Raw genomic sequence first — 21,354 nt, forward strand, 5'->3', positions numbered from 1 at the left:
GCTATAATTATCTCAATATCAAAATAAGGGAAATTATGAAATCTTTAATTAGCAAAATTCTTGCGGTGTGTATTTTAGTTTCATTTGTAAAAGCAAATGATTTACAAGTGATTGATTTTACGAAAGCAAAAGAATTATTTGAAACAAAGAAAGCATTATTCATTGATGCAAGAGCGGAAAAACTTTTTAAAAGAGGTACAATTTTAGGTTCGTTAAACGTTACTGTAAAAGAATTTAAAGCAAAGCAAGGTTTCTTACCACAAGATAAGAATGCAAAGATAGTTTCATATTGTAATGGAATTAAATGTGAAATGTCAGATGAATTAGCAGTTCTTTTACAAAATGCTGGATATACAAATGTTGTAGTATTTAAAGGTGGATATCCAAAGTGGAAAGAGATGCAAATGCCAAGTATGGTATTAAAAGTTGAAAAAGCTGTAGAAGTAGAAGACGTAAAAGCTAAAGGTGAAAAATATCAAGCTAAGGGTGCAACTATTTATCTAGGACAAGATAAAGGAATGGTTGATCAATATTGGTTTGAAAAAGTTGTATTAAACGATTTACCAAAAAATGTTCAATTAGTAGATGTTAGAAAAGCTGAAAGTTTTAAAGAAGGACATATAAAAGGTGCAATAAACGTAGCAGTAAATGATAAAAAAGAGATTATAGATATGAGTCAAATCTCTGATGATAAATTATATGTACTTTATTGTAATACTGGAATGCAATCTGCAGAAGTTGCCTTGGGGTTAAAAGATAGAGTAGGTAAAGACGTATTCTATTTTGATGCAAATATAGATTGCAAAGTAAATGATTGTAAAGTAGAAGCTAACGAAGACTTATAAAATAAGTAAAACTTATAATACTTAGATATAAAAAAAGCTAATATCAAAAGATATTAGCTTTTTTTTTGATTTAGTTATGAATTAACAAGCAGGAACATTTCCTGAGTCATTTGCGAATTTATAAGAAAAATCATATAAGTGTTGAATCCATTTGTCTTTTACTTCAGCTTCTTTTACATTTGGACAAATTTTAAGAAGTTCTTCTTTAAACTTACCACTCTCCATAATAGTTTCCCATTCGTCTTGAGAGTGTTTAGCTGCGAATTTATCACCACTGAAACCACAAGAACCCTTATATTTTTTAACAAATAGTTTTTGACCTTTTGTTGCATCTGCGAATAAAGATGTTGAACAAACTCCTAAAATTAATGACCCAGCTATTGCGATTTTTAATAACTTCATATTTATCTCCTAATGAAAATTTAGCTATAATTATATCTAATACATATAAAAATAAATCTTAGTTGATAATATTAGTTAAAAGTGGAGTAATAGTGAAGTATTTTTTATTAAAACAGTTAGTTGAGTATTTAGTAGAGAATACGCAAAATATAAAGCTTATAAAGCGAATTGACAATAATACTATTATAATAGAATTTAATAATAGGAATATAATATATTTTGATATGTCAAAAGGCTCTAGTACAGTGTTTAAATCACAAAAAGTACTAAATTCTAAAAAGGATTTCAATGCTCCTTTTGATGTTGCTTTACAAAAAAGGTTGTATAACTCAAAAATAGAAAAAATTGAGTTATACAACGATGATAAGATTATAAATATACATGTAAATTCATCTTCTTCATATAAAAAACTAACAACTATCTTACAGTTAGAATTTACAGGTAAACATACTAATATTGTAATTTTAGATGAAAATAGAATTATAATTGAAGCTTTGAGACATGTAGATGAATTTTCATCAAGTAGAGTTGTTAAAGTTGGAATAAAGCTTGATGAAATTCCAAAACAGAGTTATATTCCAAAAATGGAAGTTGTTGAGAATATTGAAAAGTATTTATATCAAATTTATGAAGAAAAAGAATCTAAAAATTTAGAAAATTTGAAGAAACAAAAAATCTCACAAATAAAGAAAAAGATCAAGAAACTTGAAAAAACAATAAGTTCATTAGCTAAAAAAGAAGAGTTAGAAGAAGAATCAAACTCTTTATATGAAAAAGCTAATTTGATTTTAGCAAATTTACATAATATAAAAGCCTACCAGAAGTCTTTTACAACATTTGATTACAAAGGAGAAGAAGTAGAAATATCTCTAGAAGAGAGTGCTTCACCTTCAAGATACTCAAATGATTTATTCAAAAAAGCAAAGAAAGCTAAACAAAAAGCTCAGTACATTTCACTAGAAAAAGATAACTTAGATGAAAAGTTAGAGTTTCTTTATCGAATGGTAAATAGTTTAGAAAATGCAAAAGATATAGAAGAGTGTGAATTTTTATATCCTAAAAAAGAAAAGAATCAAAAAAGAACTAAAAAAGCACAACCTTATGAAAGCTTCTTTTTTGAAGGTTATAAAATTATGTTAGGAACTAGTGAGAGAGAAAATATATTTTTATTAAAAAATTCAAAAGCAAGTGATTTTTGGTTTCACTTAAAAGATAGACCATCTTCTCATGTATTTGTACAAAACACTAAAAAAACTATACCTGATAGTGTAATAGAACAAGCAGCTGTAATTTGTGCAAAATTTTCTGTAGATTTTCCAGGAGATTATGAAGTAGATTTCACGCAAAGAAGAAATGTAAAAATTCAATCAGGTGCAAATGTTTTATATAATCCTTATACTACTATAGGAATAAAGATTTAAAAGATGTTTTTCTAGCAAAATTATATTTTTATTTATTCAAAATATAAGCAAAAGCCAAATTTTTGTATAATCAATGTAATTTAAACAACACAAGGTTTACTTAATGGCTAACATTATAAAAGAGAGTTCAACTCGTATAAAAACAGGTTTAGTTTTGATTATTGCTATGATAATCATAGGATATATTGATTCATATTTCATTATGTGGGCACTTTTTGGAACACTTCTTATGATTTCTATTTCTGAAGCAAAAAAACTTTTCCAATTAGAAAGTGATAGTATTTATGTTTATTCTGCACTTTTATGGTTCGCTGCGTATTTTTATCCAACACCTGAAGATTTGATTTTTATTGTTGCTATTGGTTATGCTTCACAACTTGCATACAAAAAAACACTTGATAAAAAAATGTTTCTACCTCTTTTTTATCCAACTGCATCTTTTCTTTTTCTTTTATCACTTTACAGTGAATACGGAGTTATGACTTTATTATGGTTACTTGTAGTTGTAGCTAGTGCTGATACGGGTGCTTATTTTGTTGGTAAAAGTTTTGGTAAAACTAAATTTTGTGAAACTAGTCCTAATAAAACTATTGAAGGTGTTGTAGGTGGTGTTGTTGTAGCTGCAATTTTAGGAACATATTTTGCAAATGATAATCTTCATATTGTTTCAGCTTTCGTAATATCAATTATCGTAGCTTTTGCTTCTGTGTTTGGTGATTTATTTGAATCATATTTAAAAAGAGAAGCTAATATAAAAGATAGTGGAAATATTTTACCAGGTCATGGTGGAATATTAGATAGAACAGATGGTTATCTTTTTGGTGCAATTGTAATGTTAGTATTACTTAGGGTTCTTGGATGATAATACTAGGTTCTACTGGCTCAATTGGCGTTAATACCTTAAATATCGCACGTAAATTTAACTTAAATGTTGAAGTATTAGTAGCTGGAAGTAATATTGAAGTATTAAATAAACAAATTGAAGAGTTTAAACCTAGTAAAGTAGTTATCGCAAACAAAGTTGATATTGTAAAAGTAAATCATTCTCATGTAACTTTTGGCGAAGATGAAATACTTAATGCAATTGAAAATTCTAAGAGTGAAACTGTTGTAAATGCACTTGTTGGATTTTTAGGATTAAAACCAACACTAAAAGCTATTGAGTGTGGTAAAAAATTAGCTCTGGCAAATAAAGAATCACTTGTCGTTGCTGGTAAATTTATTGATTATACAAATCTTAGTCCTATTGATTCAGAGCATTTTGGCTTATGGTATTTAATTCAAGAAAAAGCTATTGATTCAATGACAATAACTGCAAGTGGTGGTTCTTTTAGAGATTATCCACTTGATGAGCTTAAAAATGTTTCAATCAAAGAAGCTTTAAATCATCCAAATTGGTCAATGGGAAATAAAATTACTATTGATTCTGCAACTATGACAAATAAAATATTTGAACTTATGGAAGCTGCTTGGTTATTTGATATACGAAAATTAGATGCGATTATTGAAACAAAATCACTAATTCATGCAATGGTAAACTTCAAAGATGGAAGTACCACAGCACATATTGCAAACGCTTCAATGCAACTTCCAATTGCTTATGCAATTTTAGGAAAATGTGATACTCCTGTTTTAGAACCAGTTGATTTAGTGAAAGTGGGTTCTTTAGAATTTAAGAAAATAGAAACTTCAAGATATCCAATTTGGGAAGCTAAAGATGAGATTATAAATAACCTTGATTTAGGTGTAGTTTTAAATGCAGCAAATGAAGTAGGAGTTTCTAAGTTTTTAAACTCAGAAATTGGCTTTTTAGATGTATCAAGAATTTCACTTGAGGCATTAAATAAATTTAACAATGTAAAAATAGATAGTTTAGATGATATTTTTACAATTGATAAAGAAGTGAGAGCATACTGTGAGTCTTGATTTATTAATTCCTTTTGGAATACTTTTAATTTTAGTTGTTTATTTAATTTATTCAAGAAGTAAGTTTGAAAAAGAAATAGTTGAAGTTTATGAAGAAAAACTTCAAGAGTGGAAAAAACATGCAACAACTTCAAAAGAAAAAGAAGAAAAACCAGTAAAAAAACTTGCAGGATTAGTATTTAAAACTGGTTATAAAGTTAGTGTAGAATTGACAGATGAAAGTGCAAGAGGAATGTTGGAAAAAGGTAAGTTTGAAATAAGTGAGATAAAAAAGGATAAGTAATGAAGTACTTAATTTTATTTCTTATTTTTGTATCTTTATTAGATGCACAAATATACAGAAAAAGCTCGAAAGTTGTTGTTGATACAAATGCAAAACTTATGTGGGTTGATGATATTTCAGTTGTAAAAGTTTTAAAAACTCATGATGAGGCTATTGATTATTGCGAGCAGTTAAGTTTTGCAGGATATTCAAACTGGAGAATTCCAAAGATTGAAGAGTTTGAATTAATAGTTGATAAAAAGAATTTCAAAAATTACATAAAAAAAGCTTTTAAATACAATGTACCCGATGGTTATTGGGCGCAAAAATCACACTGGAGAACTTTATGGTTCTATGCTGATTATATGCATTTTGTAAGTGGAACACCTTATTTTGATAGTAGACATAAAAATAAATATGTTAGATGTATTAGAAATATATAAAGAGAGATTTGATTTTGAATAAAAAAGTTTTAATATTACACGGTCTTGGTGGAAGTGATTACCCTCATTGGCAAGCAAAATTAGCAGGTGAACTAATTTCGCAACACTTTACAGTATCTTTTCCTTCTTTTCCAAACAGAGATAACCCAAAATTAGAAGAGTGGAGAGAGTGCTTAAGAAAAGAAATAAAGCATTTTAATCCTGACATTGTAATTTGTCACTCCCTTGCAAATGTTTTATGGTTTCACACTTGTGATGATTTAGATATATGCTTAGATAAATTAATGCTTGTTGCCCCTGTAAGTAGAAACAGAGTTGTAGATGCTGCTAGTACTTTTTACCCTTATCCTATTGCAAAAGATTTAAAAGCAAAAGAAGTGATTATGGTAGCTTCTACTAATGATCCATATATGAGTGAAGAGGAAGCTTTAGATTTAAAAGAAATTTTAAATGTAGAAATTAATGTATTAAGAAATGCAGGACACATAAACGCAGACTCAGGTTTTGGCTCAATTGGTTTTGCATTAGACTGGCTAAATAAATGATTTTAAGTATAGAAAGTTCATGCGATGATAGCTCAATTGCAATAACAGACATTGAAACTTTAGAGCTTGTTTATCACAAAAAAATATCTCAAGAATTACAACATAGTGTTTATGGCGGAGTAGTTCCTGAATTAGCTGCAAGACTTCATATTGAAGCCTTACCAAAAATACTTGAAGAGTGCGTGGAATATTTTCCAAAACTAAAAGCAATAGCCGTTACATCTGCACCTGGATTATCAGTTACACTAATGGAAGGTGTGACTATGGCAAAGGCTTTGAGTCTTTCACTGGATATTCCTCTTATCTCAGTTAATCACTTAAAAGGTCATATATATTCTCTTTTTATAGAAAAAGAAGAAGTATTGCCAATGACTATTTTATTAGTTTCAGGTGGACATACTCAAATAATAGAAGCAAATTCATTAAATGATATGAATCTAATAGCAAGTACAATGGATGATAGTTTTGGTGAGAGTTTTGATAAGGTATCAAAAATGCTAGGACTTGGATATCCAGGTGGTCCAGTTGTTCAAGAATATGCATTAAAGGGTGATGAGAATAGATTTGAATTGCCAGTTCCTTTAAGACAAAGTCCAAATATTGAGTTTTCATACTCAGGACTTAAAAATGCTGTTCGAATGAGAATTGAAAAATGTGTCTGTGAAGATGGAAATATTCAGATCCAAGATAAATATGATATTTGTGCATCATTTCAAAAAACAGCAGTTGCACATATAATGCAAAAAACAAAAAAACTGTTTAAGCAAAAAGCACCTAAGAACTTTGCAATTGTTGGAGGTGCAAGTGCAAATATTCACTTACGAACACAAATTGAAGAGTTATGCCAAAAAAATGGTACAGCTTTATATCTAAGCCAACTTAAGTACTGTAGTGATAATGCAGCTATGATTGGTCGAGTAGCAGTTGAGCAATATAAGATGAATGATTTTATAAACGTAGATGAAATTGATATTCAATCAAGATTAAAAGGATTTTAAATGATATTTGAAATGGGTGCAAAACTTGATGGCGATAATCACGATACATCAAAGTATGATGAGAAAGCAAAAAAGCCAAAAGCAAATAAAAAGAATAATAAAATTAATAAACCTACAGCTCCAAGTACTTTCAATAAAAATGAAATTTTACCAAAGAACCAACATCAATTAGTATTTACTTATGAAAAAAGAAAAGGGAAGCCTGTTACTTTAGTAGGTAGATTTTCATTAAGTGATGCAGATAAAAAAGAAGTATTAAAACTTTTAAAGAAAAAACTAGCTTGTGGTGGTGCTATTAGAGATGAATGGATTGAACTACAAGGCGATGTGAAAGAAAAAATTATCACTATATTACAAAGTGATGGTTGGAAGTTTAGAAATTAAAGAATAACAATGATTAAAGAATCTTTTAAAAAAGCAATAATAGGTTTAGTTTCAATGCTTCCTATGCTTTTTGCAATTATATTAGTACTTGGTCTTTTTGATACATATATTACAAAAGAAATGTTGGCTTCTATGTTTGTTTCTAATAATTTTATTGATAGTGCAATTGGAACTTCAATGGGGGCAGTTTTAACTGGCAATCCTATGATTTCTTATATCTTAGGTGGGGAATTAAGAGATTCTGGTGTTTCCTTATATGCTGTTACTGCTTTTGTATTATCATGGGTAACTCTTGGAGTTGTTCAGTTACCAGCTGAGGTTGAAGTTTTTGGAGCAAGATTTACACTTTATAGAACTTTATTAGCTTTTATAACAACACTTACTATCTCTATTTTAACAGTTATAACGGTAACTTGGATTCAATCATGAATAAAAACAAAAGTAATAAACAAAATAAGGAAATAGAATTTAAAGGACTTAAATTTTTATTTATTGTAATAATTGTTTATTTCGCACTTTTTATTTTCGATAAAGAAAATTCTTTTTTATCTTTAATAAAAAGCTATGATGTATTAGTAAAACTTTTACCAGTTTTTGTTATGATTATTCTTATAACAACAATACTAAACTATTTTCTAAAGCCAAAATCTATTATGAAACATTTTGGAAAAGATAGTGGAGTTAAAGCATGGATTTATTCCATTTTAGGTGGAATTATAAGTGCTGGTCCAATGTATGTTTGGTATCCAATGCTTTCTCAATTAAAAGAAAATGGCTTAAAAAATGGCTTACTAGCTACTTTTATGTATACAAGGGCAATTAAAATACCTTTTATTCCAATTATGATAGATTATTTTGGAGCACTTTTTACTGGAATACTTTTTATTTATATAATTATTGGTGCGGTTATTCAAGGTATTTTAATAGAGGTTTTAAAGAAAAAATAGATTAGGATTATATATGCAAAAAATATTTGATGAAGTAAACTCGCTAGATAAAAGATGTTACGAAGAGTTTGGATTAAGTGAAGATATACTTATGGAACATGCTGCTTTAAGTATGCAATTATATATTCAAGAAAATCATAGTGATAAAAAAACTATTTTAATAGCTTGTGGTTGTGGAAATAATGGAGCTGATGGAATTGCACTTGCAAGACTGTTACATAAAAAGTTTGATGTTTCTTTATATTTTTATTCAAAAGCAAAATCACAAATGGCAATACTTCAAGAAAAAAGAGCGAAAGCACTAGATATTCCAATTATTGAAGAAGTGATTGATAGTGATATTATTGTTGATTGTATTTTTGGAACAGGTTTAAATAAAGCTTTAGACGATGATGCAGTTTTATTGATAAATGAATTAAATTCTTTAGATGCAATAAAAATAGCTTGCGATATACCTAGTGGTATTTCTTTTGATGGACAAGTTAAAAGTGTTGCTTTTGATGCTGATGTAACTATTACAATGGGAGCTTTAAAAACTTCATTGTTTTCAGATATTGCAAAAGATTTTGTAGGTGAGATAAAAGTAGCTAATCTTGGAGTTCAAAGAGAAATATATGAAACCTCTACAAATAAATACCTTCTAGAAAAAAAAGATTTAAAACTACCAAATAGAAAGAAACACAATTCACACAAAGGCTCTTACGGACATTTAAATGTAGTTGCAGGTTGTAAAAAAGGTGCAGGAATAATTGCAGCAAAAGCGGCCTTTGGTTTTGGTACAGGGATTGTAAGTGTTGTTTGTCATGAAAATTTAGATTTGCCTTATCATATTATGCAAACACATTTTATAAGTAAAAATTGTACAGCAATTGCAATTGGTATGGGACTTGGAAATTATGAAATAGCTGAGGTTCAGAAAATATTAGCAAATGATGTGAAAAAAATAGTTGATGCAGATTTGTTTTATGATGAATTATTACTTGATGTTTTAGATGAAGATATTGTTCTTACTCCTCATCCAAAAGAGTTTTGTTCCCTTCTAAAATTAAGTAATATTGCAGATATCTCTGTAGAACAATTACAAAATAATAGAATAAAATATGTTGAAGAATTTACTAGCAAGTATCCAAAAGTAGTTTTACTATTAAAAGGAACAAATGTAATAATTTCTCAAGGTAAGAACTTGTATATTAATACCTTTGGGAGTGCCGTTTTAAGTAAAGGTGGAAGTGGCGATGTTTTAAGTGGGTTAGTTGGTTCCCTTCTTGCTCAAGGCTATGAGCCTTTAGATGCTGCGATTAGTGCTTCTTTAGCACATGCATTAGCTGGGGCTAATTATAAGAAAAATGATTTTTCACTTATTCCATCAGATTTAATAGAAGAGGTTAGAAGATTATGAATATTACTTTAGTCCAAACAACGTGTGTTTCAAAAGCTGAAGCAAAGAATATTGCAAAAGTTTTAATTGATTCAAAGCTTGCAGCTTGTGTTCAATTAAGTGAAATTGAGTCTTTTTATAATTGGCACGATGAGTTTTGTTGTGATAATGAAATCTTAGTTAGTATAAAAACTAAAAAAGAAGACTTTGATAAAGTTAAAAGTAAAATAAAAGAACATCACAGTTATGATGTTCCTGAAATTATTGAAATAGATATTAGTAATTCAAGTAAGAAGTACTTGAAATTTATAGAAGAAAATACAAAATAAAGTAATGTTTTTATAAAATTTAACAAAATTTCTGATTTTGTTAAATTAACTCTTGACAAAAGATCAAAAACATAATATAATTCCGTCCACTTTTCGTAAGAATAGTGACTGTCGGAGTGTAGCGCAGCCTGGTAGCGCACCTGGTTTGGGACCAGGGGGTCGAAGGTTCGAGTCCTTTCACTCCGACCATTTAAATTGTGGTAGGTATAGCTCAGTTGGTTAGAGCATCTGGTTGTGGTTCAGAGGGTCGCCGGTTCGATTCCGGTTACTTACCCCATTTTTAAATATTTTGATGCTTCCATAGCTCAGCTGGATAGAGCAACGCCCTTCTAAGGCGTAGGTCGCACGTTCGAATCGTGCTGGGAGTACCACTTTTTTTAATCTTTTTTGTAAAAAAGATATTTATGCGGATGTGGTGAAATTGGTATACACGCTAGACTTAGGATCTAGTGCTTTACGGCGTGAAGGTTCAAGTCCTTTCATCCGCACCATTTATACTTAAAGTATCTTCAGTTTACTGAATTTATACTTTTGCGGGAATAGCTCAGTTGGCTAGAGCCTCTGCCTTCCAAGCAGATTGTCGCGAGTTCGAGTCTCGTTTCCCGCTCCATTAAAAAGCCATAAATAAAAAGTTTTTGACTTTTTGTTTATGGCTTTTTTACTTTTAAATAAATGCTTCCATAGCTCAGCTGGATAGAGCAACGCCCTTCTAAGGCGTAGGTCGCACGTTCGAATCGTGCTGGGAGTACCACTAAAACACACTAACTTAATAATTTATCCCTCGCTAAATCATTATTTTTATGTAAACAAAATAATAAAGGATAATCATGTCAATAATTGATGTAAAACTAACAGAAAAAGAAGAAATTTGTATAAGACTTGTTCAAAACAATGAAAACATATTTGATGCTTGTAGTAAAGCAGGAATAATACTTTCATCTGAATTACTTACAGTACTTAAAAACACTTCTAAATAATTGTTAAATTCTATAGGCTCATTACCTATAGGGATTTTAATATCTCATATAATTAATACACTCATAATAAAATTTTAATTTTCAATAACCATTGTCATTTTAATTCCAAATATTTTATTATAGTTGTTTTTATTAATAAACTTGTTCACTTTTACCTTTTAAATTTAACACTTAATTAGAATTTTGTTATAATATAATTATTTTATATATAAATTGAGACAAAAGGCAAATTATTGAAAAAAGCATTCTCTTTAATGGAATTAATGGTTGTAATTATAATTCTTGGATTATTAGCAGCGTTCGTGCTACCAAACTTAACAGGAAAAAGTGAAGAAGCAAAAAGTAAAATTGTTTGTATTCAAATGAAAAGTATTGCTCAAACATTAAAAATGTTTAAACTTGATACTTCATCATATCCAAAAACTGAAGAAGGTCTTTCTCTTCTTGTAGAAAAAAAATATTTTGAAGATGGAAAAGCACCAAGGGATTCTTGGGGTAATGAATTTATTTATATTCAAGGTGAAGAAGACTTTGATTTAATATCACTTGGTTCTGATAAAAAAGAAAGTACAGCTGATGATATTTATTATTCAAAGTGTAATCAATAATTGAAATTGAATAGAGTGAAAAAAGCTTTTACTCTATTGGAGTTAGTAGTTGTAATCATTTTAATTACAACTACATATTACTTAGTTTTTTCAAACACTAATTTTTCTGTAAAAAATGAAAGTAGTAACTTTTCATTAAAATCTTTGAAGCAATATTTATTATCAAATTTCAAATTTGAGAAAAAACTTGATTTTTTATGTATTCAAAAAGAGTTGAAGTGTTATATTAGAATTGATGATGAAATAAAAGAAGACTTTATAATTGAAAATGTATTTGAAGAAAAACCAGAAGTCTATGAATACAATAAAGATATGAATGTAATTGACTATCGAGATGTTAATATTAACAATATAAGTGAAAATATTGTTTTTTTATTTTCAATTAATAGTGATTATAAAGGAAGCGAAATTATTTTAGATACATTAGATGAAAAAGTTTATTTGTTTAATTCAATATTTAATGAAGCTAAAATATTTACTTCAACAAATGAAGTATTAAATACATTTGATGAGAAACAAATAGAGGTTCAAGATGCTTTTTAAATATCAAGGTTTTGACTCTACTGGAAAAAAAGTTAAATCTAAAATTGAAGCTTTAAATTTAAATGAAGCAAAGGGAAAGTTAAAAGTAAAAGGTATTTTATACACTTCTTTAAGTCAAGAAGATTTTAATTTATCAAAGTTTTCACTAAAAAGAAAAAAAACTCTTAGCTTATCTTCTTTATCTTATCTCTCTAGAGATTTAAGTATTTATTTAAACTCAGGAATATCGCTAATCTCAGCTATTAACTTACTTAACCAAAGATACAAAAATGATAAAGTACTTAACTCATTTTTTGAATCAATTTCAACATATTTAGATGAAGGAAAGAATTTTTATGTTTCTTTAGAGTCTCAAAATGTAGTTAATCTTCCAGAATTTTTTAAACAATCTGTAAAAATTAGTGAAAATGGTGGATTATTAGAATCTGTTTTGTTAGAGTTGGCTCATTTTTTAAAAGAGCAAGATAGAATAAGAAAACAAGTTTCTTCAGCCTTGGCTTATCCTTTATTTATTCTGTTTATTTCTTTTTTTATGGTTGGTTTTATGTTAAGCTTTATTGTTCCAAAAATCACAAGTATTTTTACTCAGATTGATCAAGAATTACCCCAGAGTACTAAAATTGTAATTGCTTTAGGAGATTTTTTCTCAACTAATTATATGTATATATTAGCAATTTTATTTGTGATTATAACTTCGTTTATAATATTAATGAAAAAATCAAAAGTATTCAAATATGCCTTTGATAAATTTACTTTAAAACTTCCTTTTTTCTCAACAATGATTGAACAAGGCGAGTTAGCAAGATTCTCATACATGAATTCTATTTTAATAAAATCTGGAGTTCCTATTGTACAAAGTATAAATTTAAGTGCTAATATTTTAAAAAACTCTGTGATTAAAAGGGTATTTGTAGAAGCTTCTAAAAGTGTAGTTGAAGGGAAAAAGTTATCAGTATTATTAAGTACAAATAATATTTATAAAATTGATGAGGCTTTTATTCATTCGATTGCAATTGGTGAAGATACTAGTAAAATGTATGAAATTCTTAATAATCTTGCAACTTTATATAATGAAGCAAATAAAGATAAAACAGATATTTTTCTTGCTTTATTGGAACCTGTATTTATGTTAATAGTTGGTGTTACAATTGGATTTATTGTGATTTCAATGTTATTACCAATATTTTCAATGAACTTGGGTTAATATGAAAAAATCAATTGTTTTATTAATTTCACTTCTATTTATTTCTGCATTATCAATTCTGATTTTAAAGAATTTGGAAGATACTAATTCTTATATAAAAGAGCAAAGTAGCAGATTAAATAAAACGCAAATGATTACGTTAACTAGCAATGCTCAAGTTGAAGTAAGTAAAGTTATTAAAGATAATAAAGAATCAATAGATGAACTTCTTTTGGAAAATGATAACTTATCAATTCCCACAAAAGTAGGGAATAGTGAACTTTTATTCACTCTTGTAAAATATGATAAGGTTGATGTAAATTCTTTAAGTTCAAAAGATAGTAAAGAAAATAGTATTGAAAAGCTTTTTAATGAATATAATATCTCAAGTTTTTATAGTTTTAAAGATATTTATAGAGTACAAGAGAATCAATATAAAGAAAAAGATAATAGGTTTATAAAAAATAGTAAACAACTTGATTTTATTATTGATAAATTTATAAAAGATACCTATAGTGATGAAATTTTAGATATAAAAAATAAAATAGGTTTTATAAATAAAAGTGCTAATAGCGATTTATACGAACTTTTTATAAAGATTAATCATTTAAACGAGCTTTTTAAAGCTTATTATATACTTGATAAGGAAGGTAAGGTGGCATATTTTGAGTCTAGTTTCAAATAAAAATAAAAAAGTGTTCTTATGTACTAATACTAAGATTGCAACAATAGAAAAAGTAGACATTATACTTTCTCCAGAATTTTACTGGGTTAGGATATTTGATATTCCTGTAAAAAATATAATGCAAGCAAGGCATGTTTTACCAACATTATTTGAAGATATTTTAGAAAATATAACAAATTTATCATATCAGGTTATAAAACTTGAAGAGAATAAATATTTATGCTTTGCTTATATCAATAAAAAAATATATGATGTAATCAAACAATCAGGCATCTCTTTATCTTTAGTTAATGGAGTATATTTTGCACAAAATGAATGTAAAAAATTTACGCAGTTTAATAGTGATGGAAAATCTTTTATGTACTCAGAGGATGGAATTTTAATAAAAGTTCCTAAATTAATTACAAGTAATTCCATTGATTTATCAGAAAAAATAGACTCTATTGAATTGTCTTCAAATAAAGTTAATATCAAATTGTATAATAATTTATTAACTTCAAAACAAATCTATTCAATTCTTTTTGTTTTAATTAGTATTTCAATATTGAATATATATAAAATTATTGATTATAAAAAAGAAGTAGAAATCATAGATAAAAAAATAGAAAAAATTAAAATAGAATCTAATCTTCCAAAAAGTTTGCTACAAACTAAAGCTATTTTAAAAAGTAATAGTAAAAAATTAGAAAATGAAATTAGTAAAAGAGATTTCTTAGAATATATATTAGTTAAAAATAAAATCAAAATTAAAACAATAAATTTAAAAGCTGAAAATTTGAGTTTAATTTTAGAAAATTCTAATAAAAAAGATATAGAAGATTATATCTCAAAAAAATATAAAATATTATCTAGTAATATTAATGGAAAAGATTTAAATATAAGGATTAAATTATGAGTAGATTAAATCCTTTATATATCATCGCTCTTTTTATTACTATCTTATTGATATCTTTTTATCTTTTAAATATTGAAAAAGAGAACTTTTTTAGTAAAAACAGTGAATATAAGTCTATTAGTAAAAATGCAAAAGATTATCAGGCATATCAAAGAACTTGGAATAATAAAAAAAATATAAATAAAACAATTGATCAGATTCTAAGGAATAAAATATATGTAAACTCAAAAATATCAAGATTTGAAACAAAAAACAGTATAAAAGTAAGTATTACTTCAAGCGATGAAAAAGCTTTAAACAATTTTTTAAATAGGGTTTTAAATAAGCAAATGATTATAAAGAAACTATTGATAGAAAAAACTAATATCAATTTAGAAATAGGACTTAATTAATGAAAAAAATATTTAAATTCTTTTTCTATTTAGTATTATTGCTCTTTTTCATAATTACACTTTTACCTAAAGAGTCTTTATATAATTTACTTGAACATAAATTATCAAATGAAGAAGTAATAATTTCAAATGAGAAAAGAGACGAAAAATTATTTGTATTAAATGTTAGTGATGCAAAAATTTATTATGAAGGAATTAATGTAGCAGTTATAGATAAAATGTCTTTTTCTACTTTTCTGTTTTTTAATAATATTAATATTTCTAATGTAAAAGTTGGTGAGAGTTTATCTAGAATGATTCCTTCATTAATTGAAAATATTGATATAAAGTATTCAGTTTTGGATTTTAAAAATGTTAAAATACAAAGTTATGGAAGTTTTGGAGAGATAAATGGAAAATTAGATATCTTTGCAAAAAAGATAATCTTAGAATTAAAAGCATCTCCTATTATGAAAAGAAAATATAGCAAATTATTAAAACAAATGAAATTAATTGATGGTAAATATATATGGGAAAAGAATTTATGAATACAAGATTTAATAAATTGATACAAAAATCAATTCCTTACTTATTTATATTTCTAATTGCATATATTATTGCAACAGTTGTTTTTATCATTCTTCCAAAAAATGGAGTTGATTATATTGAAAAATCAACATCTTTTTTAGAGTATAAAAAATTTGATGGCTTTTATTCTAAAAATAGTATCAAAGTTAAAGCAAAAGTAAAAAAAGAGAATAAAGATAATCAAAAAACCTTAGTAAATTATAATTTAAAAGCTATATATTCAACAGTATCAAATTCAGGTTGGATAACAATTGTTAATAAAAGAACACAAAAAAGTTATATTTTATCCCAATTTGAAGATATTGATGGCTATGTTCTTACGCGATTATATAAAGACTATGTAATTATGGAAAAAGTAGCAAAAGAGTATAGATTAGATATCAAACAAGCAAATAATAAATTAAAAGAGTTAGTTTCTGAAATAGAAAAAAATACAAATATAAATATTATTGAAGATGCTTCAAATGTTAAGATTAAAAGAAGTTATTTAAATTCATATATAAATGATATTGATAAAATTTGGGAAAATATTCAAATTCAAGAAATTAGAAAAAATAGTAAAATCGAAGGATTTGAAGTAAAAAGAATTCAAAAAAATTCAGCTTTTACAAAGTTAGGATTAAAGAAGAATGATGTAATTAAATCTATAAACAATAATACTTTAGAATCGTATGAAGATGCATTCAAAGTTTATAACAATATTAATAATATTAAATATTTAAATATAGAAGTTTTAAGAAATAATGAAATAGTGGAGTTAAATTATGAAATTGATTAGGGTTGTTTTATTAGTATTAGTATTAATATTTAGTTTTTCATCTTTTGCAGATGAGAAGTTAAATATTAATTTTAAAGATTTAAAAATCATGGATTTGGTTAAAATCACATCTAAGATAATAGATAAAAATATTTTAGTAACCGAGAATATAAAAGGTAATGTAGATTTTATTTCAACAAAACCAGTTGACAGAAAAGATTTAGTGAAAATATTGATTTATTCATTAGAAGCAAAAGGCTACACACTTATTCAAAGTAAAAATATAATGCGAATTGTAAAGCTAAATGATAGTGCAAAGAATAATGTACCTGTTGTTAACGGTAATAATAGTAAATTGTACTATCAAATGCTTACAGAAGTTTTTCCTGTTCATAATGCAAATGCAGATTATATTGCTTCAAAAATCAGACATTTAATTTCAAAAAATGCAAAACTTGTTACTAATAAAGAATCAAATAGTTTAATACTTACAGATTTTAAAGACAATATTAATACAGTTAAAAAGGTTGTTAATGTAATGACATATGGTGCTAAGAAAAGTATTGAAATCATTAGATTAGACAATATCAAAGCAGATGATGCAAAGAAAAATTTAATCAATGTAGCAAAATCAATTTTTAATGAAAAAATAGAAACTGAAAAAGTTTCAATTATCTCAAATGCAGATGATAATTCTCTTGTAATAGTTGGTAAAAACCAAAATATAAAATATTTAAAAAAATATATTCAAAATATAGATAGTAATGATTCATTAGTTAAAAGAGTTGTAAAAGTAATTTCATTAAAAAATGTTGAAGCTTCAAATGTAATAAAAATCATTGATGGAATTATTGGAAAAAAGAAATACCTAGATCCAAATGCAAAGCCATTAGCATCTGTTGATGAAGAATCAAATTCAATTGTTTTAATGGGACCTTCTGATGAAATTGATTATATAAAAGCATTACTTAGCGAATTAGATAAAGAGAAAGCTCAAGTTTATGTACAAGCTAGAATTATTGAAGTTACAAATACTTTAGTTGATGAAATTGGAATCAAATATGGAATTTTAGGAGGAAGAACAGGGAGTAAAGGCTTAGGAACATTTTCTTCAAGTTTAAATGGAGGAAGTTCAATCGCATTTACTCCTGGAGATATTGGTTTATCTATTCCTACTCTTACATCTGGTTTAGCACTTGGAGCTTCAATTAGTTTGTTAGACCAAGATGGAGCTTTAGATATTGTCTCTGAACCATCAATTTTAGCTATTAATAATAAAGAAAGTTCAATTTATGTTGGTGAAACTATTTCTGTTAAAACTTCATCTACTGTATCAGATGCAGGAACTACTAATGATAATTATTCAAGAGAAGATGTTGGTTTAACTCTAAAAGTAAAACCACGTATTTCCAATGATAATAAAGTTACTTTAGAAATTACAACTGTTTTAGAAGATGTAAAAACTACAGAAACAACAAGTGGAAATGCAGATACAACAAAAAAAGAAGTTTTAACTACAGCAATTGTAAAAAATGGAGAATCTGTAATCTTAGGTGGATTAATAGAAGATAAAGTAGAATCAACAGAAAGTAAAGTTCCTGTTTTAGGCTCTATTCCTCTTTTAGGTAAATTATTTACACATGATAAAACTGATTCAAGAAAGAAAAGCTTAGTTATTATTGTTACGCCTTATATTATTCCAAAATCAAAAGATTTAACTTATGTTAGAGATAAATTATCTGAATTAAAATTATTAGAAGATAAGTATTTAAAAGAGTCATTAATTAGGTTAAAACAAAAACAAATTGATAATTTAAAAAAAGAAGATTTATATAAAGCTAAAATGCAAGAGCTAGATAAAGAGTATAAAGATATAAAAAATCAAAGTAATAAAGCTTTAAATATCCAAAATGAGGATATAGATAGCAGAACCGAGCATGAAAAAAGAGTTGCTGAGATATTAGGAAACTAGATGAATATTCAAGAAATACACAATACCAATCTATTACCTTATGAAATTGAGAATTATACTTTTGCTTTAAAAAATTATGTTTTATTTTCTAAAGTTGATGATGAAATTGTAATTATATTATCAAAAGAATATATGAGTACTTCTTTTGATTATTTATCAAAATGTGAATATGAATATGAAGTAATGTTTTTAGATGAAATCTCTTATGAAAAACTTTACAATAAGTTTTTGGAAATTAGAACAGATAAAGAAATGAACGCAATTCAACAAGAACAAGAAGATGCAACAATTGAAGATGAAGATTTTTCAGTTAGTGAGTTTTTGAAAGTTGGAAGTGATATTTTAACATCAGAAGAATCTGCTCCAATTATCAAATTTGTAAATTCACTTTTTTATCAAGCAATAAAAAAACAAGCTTCAGATATTCATATTGAAATGCATGAATTTAAAGCAGAAGTAAGGTACCGTGTTGATGGGGTACTTTCAAAGCATATAGAGCTTGATAAGAATATTATGTCTTTAGTAATTTCAAGAATTAAAGTTGTTTCAAATTTAGATATTTCTGAAAAAAGAATACCTCAAGATGGTAGAACACAAATTAAAATTGCTGGAAAAACTTTAGATATTAGGGTTTCAATTCTTCCTACTTTTTATGGTGAACGAGTTGTAATGAGAATTCTGATGCAAAGTGAAGATATTTTATCTTTAAAAGAGTTAGGTTTTCCTTCTTATATTACAAATGAATTAGAAAAAATACTTAAAAACTCATATGGAATGGTTTTAGTTACAGGACCTACAGGAAGTGGAAAATCAACTACATTACACTCATTATTACACCAAGTTGTAAGTGTTGAAAAAAACATTATAACAGTTGAAGATCCGGTTGAATATAAATCAAATAAATTTTCACAAATCCAAGTAAATGATAAAGTAGGGCTTTCTTTTGCTTCTGGTTTAAGATCAATTTTAAGACAAGATCCTGATATCATTATGCTTGGAGAAATTAGAGATAAAGAAACAGCTTCCATAGCAGTTCAAGCTGCACTTACAGGGCATTTACTTTTCTCAACTTTACATACAAATAGAGCACCTGCAGCAATTACAAGACTTATGGATATGGGAATTGAAAACTTTTTAATTTCTTCATCTCTTTTAGCAGTTTTAGCACAAAGGTTAGTTCGAAAATTATGTGAAGCGTGTAAAGAAGAGGATGATTCTGAGGCATCACATGCTTTATTTAATTTAAATAAAGACATAAAGCTTTATAAACCTTGCGGTTGTAATGAATGTAAATTTACAGGTTACACAGGAAGAATTGCAATAGGTGAGCTTTTTGTTCTAACAGAAGAAGTAAAAGAGTATCTAAAAACAGATGTTGATGATAATACTTTGATGAAATTAGCTGCTAAAAATAAAATGATATCATTAGACCAACAATTAAGATTAATGCTAGAAAATGGTGAAACTTCAGTCGCTGAAGCTGTAAGAATTGGTATTAAATAAATGAAAAAATCTTTTTCATTAATGGAAGTAATTATCGCAATAATAATGTTAAGTGTTGTAATGCTTACATTGTTACAAGTTAAAAGTGATAATATCTTTTTAGTGACTAAGAGTAAAGAAAAATCTGTGTTCCAAGATTATATTCAAACAGCAATTAATATCAATGAAAAAGATAATATCAATGAAAATAGATATTTAGGAAAATTATATACATTTAAAAATGATGATATAAGAAGAGAATTAAAAGATATTAAAATAAAAGTAAAAAAAGAAGAAGTAGATACTGCAAGTTTTAAAAATGATGTTGTAAATTTTAGTATCACTACATATGAAACAAGTTATAGCATAGAAGATGATATAAAAAAAAATATGTATTCTTTTAAAATTAAGTTGTGATTATGAAAAGAGCTTTTACACTACTTGAGGTAGTAATATCTATTACAATTTTTATGATTCTATTATTGTTCTTATATAAAGTTCTTGATCAAACGAAGCTTTCAAATACACAATTTAAAACAAAAGAAATTGACATTAAATCAACAAATCAATTAAGTAATATCTTTCTTGAAGATATTCTTGAAAAAACAACTAAGATTACATTTAAAATAGATAATGATAAGAATACACAAATTACTTTTAAAACTTCAAATACATATCATAATCCTTTTTATACTTATGTAACATATCTTATTTCTTCAAATGATAAACTAATTAGAATGGAAAGTAAAGATAAGTTTTTATTTCAAGATACTCCAATTGAATTTTATGATAATGCTTTTATAGATATTCTCTTGGAAGATATAGAGTATTTTGAAGTAGTATCTAATGATACAAACTATACGATTGTAATTAAGCAGAAAAATAGAGATAGGTTGATTTTTAGTGCTTATGAATTCTTGTAAAATCAAGTAAAAAAAAGCCAACAAAAGAATTGTTGGCTTTTTTTATTAAGGAGAGGGGTTTCTTGTTAAATTATTAACAAGAAGTATGAAGTCTAGTATCAGTATCTTCTTCTGGATAGAATGAAGCTAGTGTACAATGACTAATAGCAGATGCTGCTAAAATATTAGTACTTGCTGCTGATGTTTGCGTATTGTTAAAACTTAAATAATCTGGTGTATCACTATTTTCTAGTGGATAAAAAGATGCAAATACTTTGTTATCACTAGTTGCTACTGCTAAAGTTTGATAAGCTTTTGAATCATCTTGAACTGAAGAAAGATAACTTGGAGTGTCATCGTTCTCAACTGGGTAAAAACTTGCAAATGTATCTTGTGCTGATAATGCACTTCCGGCTAATAAACTTAATCCTATAATAGTTGTTGATAATTTTTTCATTTTAAAATCCTTTTAAATATTAATTTTTTATTTTCGTTTGTTTGATAAGTGTAT

The 21,354-nt window shown here is 26.6% G+C and carries 28 protein-coding genes and 6 tRNA genes; 32 read left to right on the forward strand and 2 right to left on the reverse strand.

The features are described 5' to 3' along the window. Positions 1-35: 35 nt before the first annotated feature. Entirely contained in the window at positions 36-845 is an 810-nt protein-coding gene (locus LPB137_RS01165) for a rhodanese-like domain-containing protein (protein ID WP_076083271.1), read from the forward strand. Positions 846-926: 81 nt separating this feature from the next. Here LPB137_RS01165 and LPB137_RS01170 read toward each other — a convergent pair whose 3' ends face one another. After that, positions 927-1,247, reverse strand: coding sequence for a cytochrome C (locus LPB137_RS01170; RefSeq protein ID WP_076083274.1), 321 nt, complete (start codon positions 1,245-1,247; stop codon positions 927-929). Positions 1,248-1,339: 92 nt separating this feature from the next. On the opposite strand from LPB137_RS01170, the gene LPB137_RS01175 reads away from it, so the two are divergent. The 31 genes from LPB137_RS01175 (at position 1,340) to LPB137_RS01320 (ending at position 20,864) form a co-directional block, all read left to right on the forward strand. Then, a complete protein-coding gene (locus LPB137_RS01175; RefSeq protein WP_076083277.1) occupies positions 1,340-2,668 on the forward strand; it encodes an NFACT RNA binding domain-containing protein in 1,329 nt (442 codons plus the stop codon). Positions 2,669-2,771: 103 nt separating this feature from the next. Further along, complete coding sequence (locus LPB137_RS01180; RefSeq protein WP_076083280.1) at positions 2,772-3,530, forward strand: phosphatidate cytidylyltransferase; 759 nt, start codon at positions 2,772-2,774, stop codon at positions 3,528-3,530. Next, the gene (gene dxr, locus LPB137_RS01185; RefSeq protein WP_076083283.1) at positions 3,527-4,594 is read left to right on the forward strand and encodes a 1-deoxy-D-xylulose-5-phosphate reductoisomerase; all 1,068 of its coding nucleotides are present in this window, start codon (positions 3,527-3,529) and stop codon (positions 4,592-4,594) included. The genes LPB137_RS01180 and dxr overlap by 4 nt, the downstream gene beginning before the upstream one ends. Continuing rightward, entirely contained in the window at positions 4,584-4,877 is a 294-nt protein-coding gene (locus LPB137_RS01190; RefSeq protein ID WP_076083286.1) for a hypothetical protein, read from the forward strand. The genes dxr and LPB137_RS01190 overlap by 11 nt, the downstream gene beginning before the upstream one ends. Further along, positions 4,877-5,299, forward strand: coding sequence for an Lcl C-terminal domain-containing protein (locus LPB137_RS01195; protein WP_076083288.1), 423 nt, complete (start codon positions 4,877-4,879; stop codon positions 5,297-5,299). The genes LPB137_RS01190 and LPB137_RS01195 overlap by 1 nt, the downstream gene beginning before the upstream one ends. Positions 5,300-5,313: 14 nt before the next feature. After that, positions 5,314-5,844: an RBBP9/YdeN family alpha/beta hydrolase gene (locus tag LPB137_RS01200; RefSeq protein WP_076083291.1), complete on the forward strand. Its 531-nt coding sequence runs from the start codon at positions 5,314-5,316 to the stop codon at positions 5,842-5,844. Then, on the forward strand, positions 5,841-6,842 hold the full coding sequence (gene tsaD, locus LPB137_RS01205; RefSeq protein WP_076083294.1) for a tRNA (adenosine(37)-N6)-threonylcarbamoyltransferase complex transferase subunit TsaD: 1,002 nt from the start codon (positions 5,841-5,843) through the stop codon (positions 6,840-6,842). The genes LPB137_RS01200 and tsaD overlap by 4 nt, the downstream gene beginning before the upstream one ends. Next, complete coding sequence (locus tag LPB137_RS01210; RefSeq protein ID WP_076083297.1) at positions 6,843-7,226, forward strand: SUI1 family translation initiation factor; 384 nt, start codon at positions 6,843-6,845, stop codon at positions 7,224-7,226. A gap of 9 nt (positions 7,227-7,235) precedes the next feature. Continuing rightward, positions 7,236-7,655 carry a permease gene (locus LPB137_RS01215; protein ID WP_076083299.1) on the forward strand — a complete coding sequence of 140 codons (420 nt, stop codon included), beginning with the start codon at positions 7,236-7,238 and terminating at the stop codon, positions 7,653-7,655. Next, a complete protein-coding gene (locus tag LPB137_RS01220; protein WP_076083302.1) occupies positions 7,652-8,173 on the forward strand; it encodes a hypothetical protein in 522 nt (173 codons plus the stop codon). The genes LPB137_RS01215 and LPB137_RS01220 overlap by 4 nt, the downstream gene beginning before the upstream one ends. Before the next feature lie 13 nt (positions 8,174-8,186). After that, complete coding sequence (locus LPB137_RS01225; protein WP_076083305.1) at positions 8,187-9,572, forward strand: bifunctional ADP-dependent NAD(P)H-hydrate dehydratase/NAD(P)H-hydrate epimerase; 1,386 nt, start codon at positions 8,187-8,189, stop codon at positions 9,570-9,572. After that, a complete protein-coding gene (gene cutA / locus LPB137_RS01230; protein WP_076083308.1) occupies positions 9,569-9,880 on the forward strand; it encodes a divalent-cation tolerance protein CutA in 312 nt (103 codons plus the stop codon). The genes LPB137_RS01225 and cutA overlap by 4 nt, the downstream gene beginning before the upstream one ends. A gap of 112 nt (positions 9,881-9,992) precedes the next feature. Beyond that, positions 9,993-10,069 (forward strand) — tRNA-Pro (locus tag LPB137_RS01235). A gap of 11 nt (positions 10,070-10,080) precedes the next feature. Beyond that, positions 10,081-10,157: transfer RNA gene (locus LPB137_RS01240), tRNA-His, on the forward strand. 17 nt (positions 10,158-10,174) lie between these two features. After that, a tRNA-Arg gene (locus LPB137_RS01245) sits at positions 10,175-10,251 on the forward strand. Between the two features lie 35 nt (positions 10,252-10,286). After that, positions 10,287-10,371: transfer RNA gene (locus LPB137_RS01250), tRNA-Leu, on the forward strand. 42 nt (positions 10,372-10,413) lie between these two features. Then, positions 10,414-10,490, forward strand: a tRNA-Gly gene (locus LPB137_RS01255). Between the two features lie 64 nt (positions 10,491-10,554). Further along, positions 10,555-10,631 (forward strand) — tRNA-Arg (locus LPB137_RS01260). A gap of 76 nt (positions 10,632-10,707) precedes the next feature. After that, positions 10,708-10,857: a hypothetical protein gene (locus LPB137_RS14275; protein ID WP_164707215.1), complete on the forward strand. Its 150-nt coding sequence runs from the start codon at positions 10,708-10,710 to the stop codon at positions 10,855-10,857. Positions 10,858-11,090: 233 nt separating this feature from the next. Further along, positions 11,091-11,465 (forward strand): type II secretion system major pseudopilin GspG, encoded by a 375-nt coding sequence (gene gspG, locus LPB137_RS01265; protein WP_076083311.1) that lies wholly within the window; start codon positions 11,091-11,093, stop codon positions 11,463-11,465. A gap of 36 nt (positions 11,466-11,501) precedes the next feature. Continuing rightward, entirely contained in the window at positions 11,502-12,008 is a 507-nt protein-coding gene (locus LPB137_RS01270; protein WP_172802458.1) for a hypothetical protein, read from the forward strand. Further along, entirely contained in the window at positions 11,998-13,212 is a 1,215-nt protein-coding gene (locus tag LPB137_RS01275; RefSeq protein ID WP_076083317.1) for a type II secretion system F family protein, read from the forward strand. Before LPB137_RS01270 ends, LPB137_RS01275 begins: the two co-directional genes overlap by 11 nt. Position 13,213: 1 nt before the next feature. Continuing rightward, a complete protein-coding gene (locus LPB137_RS01280) occupies positions 13,214-13,876 on the forward strand; it encodes a hypothetical protein (RefSeq protein ID WP_076083320.1) in 663 nt (220 codons plus the stop codon). Next, complete coding sequence (locus tag LPB137_RS01285; protein WP_076083323.1) at positions 13,857-14,771, forward strand: hypothetical protein; 915 nt, start codon at positions 13,857-13,859, stop codon at positions 14,769-14,771. Before LPB137_RS01280 ends, LPB137_RS01285 begins: the two co-directional genes overlap by 20 nt. After that, a complete protein-coding gene (locus tag LPB137_RS01290; protein WP_076083326.1) occupies positions 14,768-15,163 on the forward strand; it encodes a hypothetical protein in 396 nt (131 codons plus the stop codon). Before LPB137_RS01285 ends, LPB137_RS01290 begins: the two co-directional genes overlap by 4 nt. Continuing rightward, a complete protein-coding gene (locus LPB137_RS01295; protein ID WP_076083329.1) occupies positions 15,163-15,690 on the forward strand; it encodes a hypothetical protein in 528 nt (175 codons plus the stop codon). The genes LPB137_RS01290 and LPB137_RS01295 overlap by 1 nt, the downstream gene beginning before the upstream one ends. Then, a complete protein-coding gene (locus tag LPB137_RS01300; RefSeq protein WP_076083332.1) occupies positions 15,672-16,508 on the forward strand; it encodes a PDZ domain-containing protein in 837 nt (278 codons plus the stop codon). Before LPB137_RS01295 ends, LPB137_RS01300 begins: the two co-directional genes overlap by 19 nt. Continuing rightward, on the forward strand, positions 16,495-18,459 hold the full coding sequence (locus tag LPB137_RS01305) for a secretin N-terminal domain-containing protein (RefSeq protein WP_122893650.1): 1,965 nt from the start codon (positions 16,495-16,497) through the stop codon (positions 18,457-18,459). Before LPB137_RS01300 ends, LPB137_RS01305 begins: the two co-directional genes overlap by 14 nt. Next, positions 18,460-19,962, forward strand: coding sequence for a GspE/PulE family protein (locus LPB137_RS01310; RefSeq protein WP_076083335.1), 1,503 nt, complete (start codon positions 18,460-18,462; stop codon positions 19,960-19,962). Further along, positions 19,963-20,358 (forward strand): type IV pilus modification PilV family protein, encoded by a 396-nt coding sequence (locus LPB137_RS01315; protein ID WP_076083338.1) that lies wholly within the window; start codon positions 19,963-19,965, stop codon positions 20,356-20,358. It begins immediately after the preceding gene. 2 nt (positions 20,359-20,360) lie between these two features. Further along, entirely contained in the window at positions 20,361-20,864 is a 504-nt protein-coding gene (locus tag LPB137_RS01320; protein WP_076083341.1) for a prepilin-type N-terminal cleavage/methylation domain-containing protein, read from the forward strand. A 73-nt stretch (positions 20,865-20,937) separates the two neighbouring features. Here the strand turns inward: LPB137_RS01320 and LPB137_RS01325 are convergent, their stop codons facing one another. Continuing rightward, positions 20,938-21,300, reverse strand: coding sequence for a hypothetical protein (locus LPB137_RS01325; RefSeq protein ID WP_076083344.1), 363 nt, complete (start codon positions 21,298-21,300; stop codon positions 20,938-20,940). Between the last annotated feature and the right edge of the window lie 54 nt (positions 21,301-21,354).

Source organism: Poseidonibacter parvus (assembly GCF_001956695.1).
GTDB lineage: Bacteria > Campylobacterota > Campylobacteria > Campylobacterales > Arcobacteraceae > Poseidonibacter > Poseidonibacter parvus.

Excerpts from the sequence above, each read along its gene's own strand:
- LPB137_RS01165 (WP_076083271.1), top strand. The coding sequence starts at position 36 with ATGAAATCTTTAATTAGCAAAATTCTTGCGGTGTGTATTTTAGTTTCA.
- LPB137_RS01170 (WP_076083274.1), bottom strand. The coding sequence starts at position 1,247 with ATGAAGTTATTAAAAATCGCAATAGCTGGGTCATTAATTTTAGGAGTT.
- LPB137_RS01180 (WP_076083280.1), top strand. The coding sequence starts at position 2,772 with ATGGCTAACATTATAAAAGAGAGTTCAACTCGTATAAAAACAGGTTTA.
- dxr (WP_076083283.1), top strand. The coding sequence starts at position 3,527 with ATGATAATACTAGGTTCTACTGGCTCAATTGGCGTTAATACCTTAAAT.
- LPB137_RS01195 (WP_076083288.1), top strand. The coding sequence starts at position 4,877 with ATGAAGTACTTAATTTTATTTCTTATTTTTGTATCTTTATTAGATGCA.
- tsaD (WP_076083294.1), top strand. The coding sequence starts at position 5,841 with ATGATTTTAAGTATAGAAAGTTCATGCGATGATAGCTCAATTGCAATA.
- LPB137_RS01210 (WP_076083297.1), top strand. The coding sequence starts at position 6,843 with ATGATATTTGAAATGGGTGCAAAACTTGATGGCGATAATCACGATACA.
- LPB137_RS01215 (WP_076083299.1), top strand. The coding sequence starts at position 7,236 with ATGATTAAAGAATCTTTTAAAAAAGCAATAATAGGTTTAGTTTCAATG.
- LPB137_RS01220 (WP_076083302.1), top strand. The coding sequence starts at position 7,652 with ATGAATAAAAACAAAAGTAATAAACAAAATAAGGAAATAGAATTTAAA.
- LPB137_RS01225 (WP_076083305.1), top strand. The coding sequence starts at position 8,187 with ATGCAAAAAATATTTGATGAAGTAAACTCGCTAGATAAAAGATGTTAC.
- cutA (WP_076083308.1), top strand. The coding sequence starts at position 9,569 with ATGAATATTACTTTAGTCCAAACAACGTGTGTTTCAAAAGCTGAAGCA.
- LPB137_RS14275 (WP_164707215.1), top strand. The coding sequence starts at position 10,708 with ATGTCAATAATTGATGTAAAACTAACAGAAAAAGAAGAAATTTGTATA.
- LPB137_RS01275 (WP_076083317.1), top strand. The coding sequence starts at position 11,998 with ATGCTTTTTAAATATCAAGGTTTTGACTCTACTGGAAAAAAAGTTAAA.
- LPB137_RS01280 (WP_076083320.1), top strand. The coding sequence starts at position 13,214 with ATGAAAAAATCAATTGTTTTATTAATTTCACTTCTATTTATTTCTGCA.
- LPB137_RS01290 (WP_076083326.1), top strand. The coding sequence starts at position 14,768 with ATGAGTAGATTAAATCCTTTATATATCATCGCTCTTTTTATTACTATC.
- LPB137_RS01295 (WP_076083329.1), top strand. The coding sequence starts at position 15,163 with ATGAAAAAAATATTTAAATTCTTTTTCTATTTAGTATTATTGCTCTTT.
- LPB137_RS01300 (WP_076083332.1), top strand. The coding sequence starts at position 15,672 with ATGGGAAAAGAATTTATGAATACAAGATTTAATAAATTGATACAAAAA.
- LPB137_RS01305 (WP_122893650.1), top strand. The coding sequence starts at position 16,495 with ATGAAATTGATTAGGGTTGTTTTATTAGTATTAGTATTAATATTTAGT.
- LPB137_RS01310 (WP_076083335.1), top strand. The coding sequence starts at position 18,460 with ATGAATATTCAAGAAATACACAATACCAATCTATTACCTTATGAAATT.
- LPB137_RS01315 (WP_076083338.1), top strand. The coding sequence starts at position 19,963 with ATGAAAAAATCTTTTTCATTAATGGAAGTAATTATCGCAATAATAATG.
- LPB137_RS01320 (WP_076083341.1), top strand. The coding sequence starts at position 20,361 with ATGAAAAGAGCTTTTACACTACTTGAGGTAGTAATATCTATTACAATT.
- LPB137_RS01325 (WP_076083344.1), bottom strand. The coding sequence starts at position 21,300 with ATGAAAAAATTATCAACAACTATTATAGGATTAAGTTTATTAGCCGGA.